An 8,353-nucleotide genomic window follows, 5' to 3' on the forward strand; every position below is an offset into this window, starting at 1 on the left:
TCTCGCTGCCTTCGACAACACCGACATCCCATTCGAGCGACTCGTCGACGCCCTGGCACCGACACGCTCCACCGATCACTCACCACTGTTCCAGGTCCTACTCGAGTTCCAGAACAACCAGAGCGCACACCTCGAATTGCCCGGCCTCGCCGTCGCGTTCGAGGAATTGTCGACCGGAACGACCAAGTTCGATCTGCAGCTGCGGGTCGATGAAGCCGCAACGGGATCGGGTTCGCTCCCAGCAGCATTCACGTATGCCACCGAACTGTTCGATGCATCTACCATCGACAACTTCGTGGATCGATTCCTCAGATTGCTGCGTTCGATATGCGAGTCTCCGACCGTCCCGCTCCGCGATGTCGAGATCCTGTCGCGACGCGAGCGCGAGACCGTTCTAGAAGATTGGAACGCAACCGATCACGTCCTGCCGGCGACGGTCGGTTCGGATCCGACGCTCAATACCCTGTTCGATTTGCAGGTGGCCCGGAGCCCGTACTCGATAGCTTTGGTTTTCGAGGACGAACACGTGACCTACCGCGAGTTCGACGACCGCTCCAATCAGCTTGCACGTCACTTGATTTCACTCGGGGTGGGTCCGGAAACCCACGTCGGGCTCGCTATACGGCGCTCGATCGATCTACTTGTGGGAATGTACGCAATCGTCAAGGCGGGCGGTGCCTACGTCCCGATAGATCCGGACCACCCGACCGATCGCTCGGCTTATGTCATCGACAGTGCTGATCCGGTGTGCATCCTGACCACCAGTCGGGACTGGATCAACGTCCCTGTGGCCACTCCAGTGCTCGCCGTGGATTTGATCGACGTCTCGGACCGGGCTACCGATCCGGTGACGGACGCTGAGCGTCACAGTGCGATCAGCGGACGAAACACCGCCTATGTCATCTACACCTCGGGGTCCACCGGGCGCCCGAAGGGTGTTGCGGTCAGCCATGAAGCAATCGTCAACCGCCTGCTGTGGATGCAGGACGAATACAGCCTCGAGCCGTCGGACAATGTGCTGCAGAAAACTCCTGCAACCTTCGACGTGTCGGTGTGGGAGTTCTTCTGGGCTCTGCAGATCGGCGCGAAGCTCGTCATCGCCGAACCGGATGGGCACCGCGACCCGGAATACCTTTCGCGTTTGATTCTCCGTGAGCGCATCACCACGGTGCACTTCGTTCCGTCGATGCTGGCTGTCTTCACCGATGGTGCACATTCCGACGACTGCGTGTCGTTGCGGCTGGTGTTCTGTAGCGGGGAGGCGTTGCCGCCGGCAACCGTCGGCGTGTTCACAGACTTCTCCGGTGCGGATCTACACAACCTGTACGGTCCCACCGAGGCTGCGGTCGACGTCACTGCCTACCACTGCGCCGCAACAGATCCCACCGTTGTCCCGATTGGGGCACCGGTGTGGAACACGCGGGTCTACGTTCTCGATGCGTCACTGAAGCCGGCTCCCATCGGTGCACCCGGTGAGCTCTACCTCGCCGGTATTCAGCTTGCTCGCGGGTACGTCGGACGCGGGGATCTCACCGCGGATCGGTTCATCGCAGATCCGTTCGGGGAGCCAGGCGCTCGGATATACCGCACCGGGGACCTCGTACGATGGCGCGCCGACGGCAACCTCGAATACATCGGTCGTACCGATTTCCAGGTCAAGCTCCGTGGTCTGCGTATCGAGCTGCCGGAAATCGAAGCTGCTGTGCTGCGCCACGAGTCCGTTGCCCAGGCAGTCGCGATCGTCCACAGCAACGAAGCAACGGGCGAGGTTCTGGTTGCCTACGTGGTCGCTGCACGCGGGCGAGTAGTCGACGGCGCCGAACTGAGCGCAGCGCTGGCGGAGTCGTTGCCCGCATACATGGTTCCCTCTCTCTTCATCGAACTCGACGAGTTCCCTTTGAATGCGAGCGGCAAGCTCGATCGAAAGATGCTCCCGGAGCCAGAATTCGGAACTGCTGATGTCGAGCTGGTCAGCCCGCAGAACCCGGTCGAGGAGATCATTGCTGCAGAGTTCGCCGATCTTCTCGGTCTCACCCAGCTCGGAGTCACCCAGAACTTTTTCGAAGTGGGTGGCAACTCGCTGGTGGCCATGCGTCTGGTGGCACGCGTAAACTCTGCTCTCGGTTCGACATTGACAGTGCGCGATCTGTTCGACGGGCCGACAGTCCGAGCGTTGGCCGAGACCGCCGAGTCCCATGGATACCGGACCGATGCACGGCCGGCCTTGACGTCGGTAGCGCGCCCAGAATCCATCCCGGTGTCGCTCGCGCAACAGCGAATGTGGTTCATCAATCAGTACGACACTTCCTCCGCCGCATACAACGTTGCCTTCGCTATGCGGATGACCGGTCGCCTGGATATCGACGCTTTGCGCAGTGCGATCGGCGATGTGATCGATCGGCACGAGTCCTTGCGCACGGTCTTCCCACTGACCGACACCGGGCCGATCCAGTCCATTCTTCAATCCCACCAAGCGCTACCTGACCTGACACCGATTTCAGCGAAATCAGCTGCACACGTGCTCGAGTTGGTAACCGAGATGGCGGGCACCGGCTTCGATGTGTCACGTTCGGTTCCCGTTCGCGCCCGACTGATCGAGGTCGACGAGGAAGAATACGTTCTCGGTTTCGTCGTTCATCACATCTCTTCCGACGGTTTCTCCACGGCTCCGCTCGCCCGCGATCTCATCGTCGCGTACAGCGCTCGTGCTGGTGGCGATGCCCCCACTCCGACACCGCTACCCGTCCAGTACGCGGACTATTCTATGTGGCAGCGTGAAATTCTCGGCTCGGAGTCCGATCCGGCATCGCTGATGTCGACTCAACTCTCCTTCTGGGTCAACTCGTTGTCCGGCGCCTCGGATGTACTCGCACTTCCGTACGACCGGCCTCGCCCGGCGGAAGCGTCGTTCCGAGGCGCTCAGATCGATTTCGACATCGACGTCGATCTTCACCGCGCGATAACCGAACTGGCGGCATCTCGCGACTCCAGCGTGTTCATGATCGTTCACGCAGCTCTCACCGTGCTGCTGTCGACATTGTCTGCATCCGATGACATTTCGGTCGGTACACCAATCTCGGGACGTGGCGACGCGGCTCTGGACGACCTGGTGGGCATGTTCGTCAACACGCTGGTGCTGCGTACCGAGATCGACCGATCTGCTCCCTTCGACACTCTGCTCGACACGGTGCGCACTGCGGACCTCTCAGCTTTTACGCACTCGGACATCCCGTTCGAGCGGGTAGTCGATGCGCTCGACCCCGCTCGATCGACCTCGTACACGCCGCTGTTCCAGGTCATGCTCGAGTTCCAGCAGACCGATCGGCCGAACATCACTTTGCCGGACCTCGAGATCGAGGGGATCGAACTTGCCAATGCCATTGCGAACTTCGATCTCCAGCTGACAATTTCGGAGTCCTTCGATGATTCGGGTCGTCAAGCAGGTATAGATGCGTCGTTCCGGTACGCGAGTGATCTATTCGACTCGTCGACCGTATCGGTGTTCGCGACTCGTCTGCTCAAAATTCTGCATATAGTGACCGGCCAACCGACGATCATCGTCGGGGATATCGATGTCCTCTCCACCGTGGAGCGAGATGCGCTGGCGCCCGTCCGCGGTGCATCAGGAGAAGACGCACGACTGCTTCCAGACATCTTGACGGCGGCAGTCAGTGCAGCGGGTGCTGCAGCGGACGCCCTGTGGTTCGAAGACGCCGTCGTCAGCTACGGAGAACTCGATATCCGCTCATCGCAGCTGGCCCGAGCATTGGTCGGCCTCGGTGCAGGTCCCGGCGCGGTAGTGGCGCTGGCCATGCCGCGTTCGGCGGACACCATCGTTGCACTGTGGGCTGTGACCAAGGCTGGTGCTGCATTCCTCCCCGTCGATCCGACGTATCCAGCTGACCGTATCGAACACATGCTGACCGACTCGGGAGCTGTCCTCGGTCTCACGACGTCATCAGATGCGCCCCAGCTGCAGGGGCTCTCGGCGACGACCTGGGTGTTGCTCGACGACGCCGACCAGATGGTCGCCATCGCCGAACACTCGGGTGATGCGGTTCGCAACGTCGATCGCCTTCGGCCGCTGCGACTCGACGACGCCGCCTACCTGATCTACACCTCGGGTTCGACGGGCGTTCCGAAGGGCGTCGTCGTCACTCACCGGGGGTTGTCCAACCTCGCCGAGGAGGAGCGCACCCGATTCCGGGTCACTCCTGCTTCGCGCACCTTGGCGTTCGCCAGCCCGAGTTTCGATGCGTCGATTCTCGAATTCATGTTGGCCTTCGGCGGCGCAGCGACCATGGTGATCGCACCCCCTGCGATGTACGGCGGGCCCGATCTGAGCCGGCTCCTCGCGGAACAGCAGGTCACCCATGCTTTCGTCACACCCGCAGCACTGGCATCCGTGGACCCGATCGGTCTGACCCTGCTCGAGGTCATCGCTACCGGTGGCGACAGCTGTCCTCCGGAATTGGTTGCTCGCTGGGCACCGGGGCGGTCGATGTTCAATGCCTACGGTCCTACCGAGGCGACTATCTTCTCTTCGATCAGCACCAGCATGTCCCCGGGGGAACCCGTCGACATCGGTTCCCCGACAATCGGTTTCGTCGAAGTCGTACTCGACGAGCGGTTGAATCCGGTCCCGGTCGGCGTACCGGGTGAGCTCTACCTCGCGGGCCCAGCACTTGCCCGCGGCTATCACGGACGTCTCGGGCTGACCGCCGAGCGGTTCGTCGCGAACCCGTTCGACGAGGTCGGTTCGCGCATGTATCGCACCGGTGACATCGTTCGCTGGAACCGCGAAGGTGCGTTGGAGTTCGTTGGGCGCAGTGATTCACAGGTCAAGGTCCGAGGTTTTCGCATCGAACTCGGCGAGATCGACAGTGTGCTCAGTGCGCATCCATCCGTGGACTTCGTGACGACTGCCGGCACTACCGGGCCTGCGGGCAACACAATTCTCGTTGCGTATGTACTCCCGACAGCCGATGCCGGGTTCGATGTGCGCGCGTTGCGTGAGCAGGTTGCTGCAGCGTTGCCCGCTCACATGGTTCCGACGGCATTCGTCGAACTCGATGCCATTCCGCTGACCCCCGCAGGCAAGCTCGATCGCCGAGCACTACCGCAGCCGTCGTTCGACAACAGGCCCGAGTCCGGCCGAGACGCGAACACTCCGGTCGAGAAGATGTTGGCCGGCCTATTCGCGGAGGTTCTGCGTCTCGATCATGTAGGTGTCGACGACTCATTCTTCGCCCTCGGTGGCGACAGCATCATGTCGATTCAACTGGTCTCGCGCGCAAAAGCAGCAGGCTTCGTTCTGTCACCACGTGATGTCTTCGAACGCAAGACCGTTGCTGGGCTGGCCGAGGTCGCCCTGTCGGTGGATGACGCGGACACCGCGATCTTGGAGGAGCTTCCAGGCGGCGGAGTCGGCGAGGTCCCGCTGACACCGATCGTGTCCTGGATGATCGAGCGGACTCGACAGTTCGATCGTCATACGCAGACCGCATTGCTCACACTGCCACCCGGCATCGAACAAACGGTGCTCGAGCGCACAGTGCAATCTGTGCTTGACCACCACGACATGCTTCGCGCTCGCCTGCAGCACGACCAAGACGAATGGATGATGGACGTTCGTCCCGAAGGTGCGGTCGCTGCCGCCGAGATCATCCGCCGCGTAGGCGTCGATTCGGCTTCGGGTCACGAATTCTCGACTTTGGCGTCGGCCGAACTCGATCGAGCTGCGGGCCGGTTGGATCCGGGCGCGGGGTCGATGCTGCAGTTGGTGTGGTTCGACGCAGGCTCACAGCCTTCCCGGTTACTGATCGTCGCCCACCACCTCGTGGTCGACGGTGTGTCCTGGCGGATTCTGGTGCCGGACTTGGCATCGGCCTGGTCGCAAGTAGTCGCCGGCCAAGAGCCCGTACTCGCGCCGGTGGGAACATCGATGCGCCGTTGGGCCCACGGTCTCCGAGATGAAGCTGTCGATCGCCGCAGCGAACTCGATCTGTGGCAACAGGTGCTGGACGGTCACGATAGATTGATCGGGTCTCGTCCGCTCGATCCGGCAGTCGATGTGTACGACACGGTGGAGCGAATCGACGTCGAGCTCTCCGCAGCGGTCACCGAGGATCTACTCACCACGATCCCCGATGTCTTCCACGGCAGTGTAAACGACGGATTGATGGCCGGACTCGCGTTGGCAATCGCAGCGTGGCGCCGTACACGAGGCGGAATGGACGACGAGGTAGTGGACGGCGAGGTCTTCGTCAGCCTCGAAGGCCACGGACGTGAAGATCACGTGGTGCCCGGTGCCGATCTAGGGCGAACCATCGGATGGTTCACCACCATCTTCCCAGTTCGAATCAATTTGTCCGGCACTGACATCGACGATGCATTGGACGGTGGAGTATCCGCCGGAAGCCTGATCAAATCGGTCAAGGAACGTCTGTTGGCGGTACCGGATCACGGTATCGGCTATGGCATGCTTCGCTACCTCGACGAGCAGTCACGGGAGGCGCTTGCCGCACACCCCAGTCCGCAGATCAGCTTCAACTATCTCGGTCGCTACAGCGCGGGCATCCCGGACAACCTTGGTGACGTGGGTTGGCTACCTGTCGACGACGCGGATATCGGCGACGTCCAGAACTCGGATCTTCCGGTAGCAGCGGTACTGGACATCAACGCGGTGACCACGACCGGTGAGGCAGGCCCAGTTCTCGAAGCCACCTTCGCCTTTCCGTCGGGCGTGCTCGATTCCGAAGATGTCGAGGAACTGACCGCGCTATGGGTCCGGGCTTTGACCGGCCTGGCGCGGCACGCACGCAGTGTCGACGCCGGTGGGTTCACCCCGTCGGATCTCGACTTGGTGCAGCTCGATCAAGCGGCCATCGACGACATCGAGTTCAGGTATCCGAAGCTCGTGGACATCTGGTCCATGTCACCGCTTCAATCCGGACTGCTGTTCCACGCAGAGTTGTCGGACCAGTCCGTCGACGCCTACATCGTCCAGCTGGTGTTGGAACTGGGTGGAACACTGGATCGGGCACGTTTCCGGGCTGCCGCGCAGCGACTTCTCGACCGGCATGCAAACCTGCGGACTGCCTTCGTGCACAACATGGAAGGCGATTCCGTACAGATCGTCGAACGTGACGTCGAGGTGCCATGGAACGAATACGACCTCACTGGACTGGACGAGTCCGCGGCGCAGATCGAACTCGAACGCATCATGGCTACCGATCGCGCTACGCGCTTCAACATGGCCGAGGCGCCGCTCCTGCGGTTCACGCTCATCGACGTCCATCCGTGCGAGTGGCGAGTGGTCATGACCAATCACCACATCCTTATCGACGGTTGGTCGACGCCTCTGCTCATTCGCGAACTGCTGACGTTGTACGCAACGGATGGTGACGACTCGATATTGCCTCGCGTACCTGCATATCGCGACTATTTGAAATGGATGAGCCGTCGCGATGCAGCGAGCGCGCGGTCTGCCTGGAGCGAAGCGTTGTCCGGGCTGTCCGAACCTACGCTGCTGACACCGATCGAAAGCCGTCGGCAGGAGTCGACGCTTGCAGCGCGTGTCCTGACATCCCTGTCGGCCGCGGACACCGATCGACTGCGCGGGGTGGCACGCGAGCGCGGGGTTACGGTCAACACGCTCGTCCAGGCTGCATGGGGCACCGTCCTTGCAACGTTGACCGGGCGCACAGATGTCCTGTTCGGTGCAACTGTGTCCGGGCGCCCGCCCGAGATCAACGACATCGAATCGATGATCGGGCTGTTCATCAATACGCTGCCGGTCCGCGTCACGATAAATCCACAGGAGACGTTGGGCGAGTTCATTTCTCGGTTGCAGGCAGAGCAGGCAGGCCTGCTGGACCATCACTACCTCGGATTGACCGAGATTCAGCGTGCAGTAGGGCCTGCTGTCGCATTCGACACCCTGACGGTGTTCGAGTCCTATCCGGTCGATCGGGCTGGGCTCTCCGATGACACCGACATCGCGGGTATGCGAGTAGCGAACATTCAGGACGGTAGCGATACCGCTCAGTACCCACTGACATTGGTCGCCATGGCGAACGAACAGCTCCATATCGAAGCTAAATACCTACCCGAACTGTTCGATTCGACGCAGGTCGAATCGATCGTCGAGCGGATCGTCCGCGTGTTGACGGCGTTCGCAACCACGCCCGAGCTACTCATGGGACAGCTGGATTTGTTGTCGGCGTCCGAGTGTGAGTTGTTGGTGCCGGTGCGTGGTGGTGTGTCGGTGGATGGCCTGTTGTTGCCGGAGATTTTGTCTTCTGCTGTGGGTGTTGCGGGTGTGGATGCTGTGGCGTTGGTGTGTGGTGGG

1 protein-coding gene is annotated in these 8,353 nt (G+C 61.5%); it reads left to right on the forward strand.

Annotated elements, in window-relative coordinates; genetic code table 11:
- Positions 1-8,353, forward strand: an 8,353-nt coding sequence (locus QMK32_RS24880; RefSeq protein WP_283478240.1) for a non-ribosomal peptide synthetase, incomplete at both ends; no start/stop codon positions are given.

It is taken from the genome of Rhodococcus sp. H29-C3, assembly GCF_030063405.1.
Classification (GTDB): Bacteria; Actinomycetota; Actinomycetes; order Mycobacteriales; family Mycobacteriaceae; genus Rhodococcoides.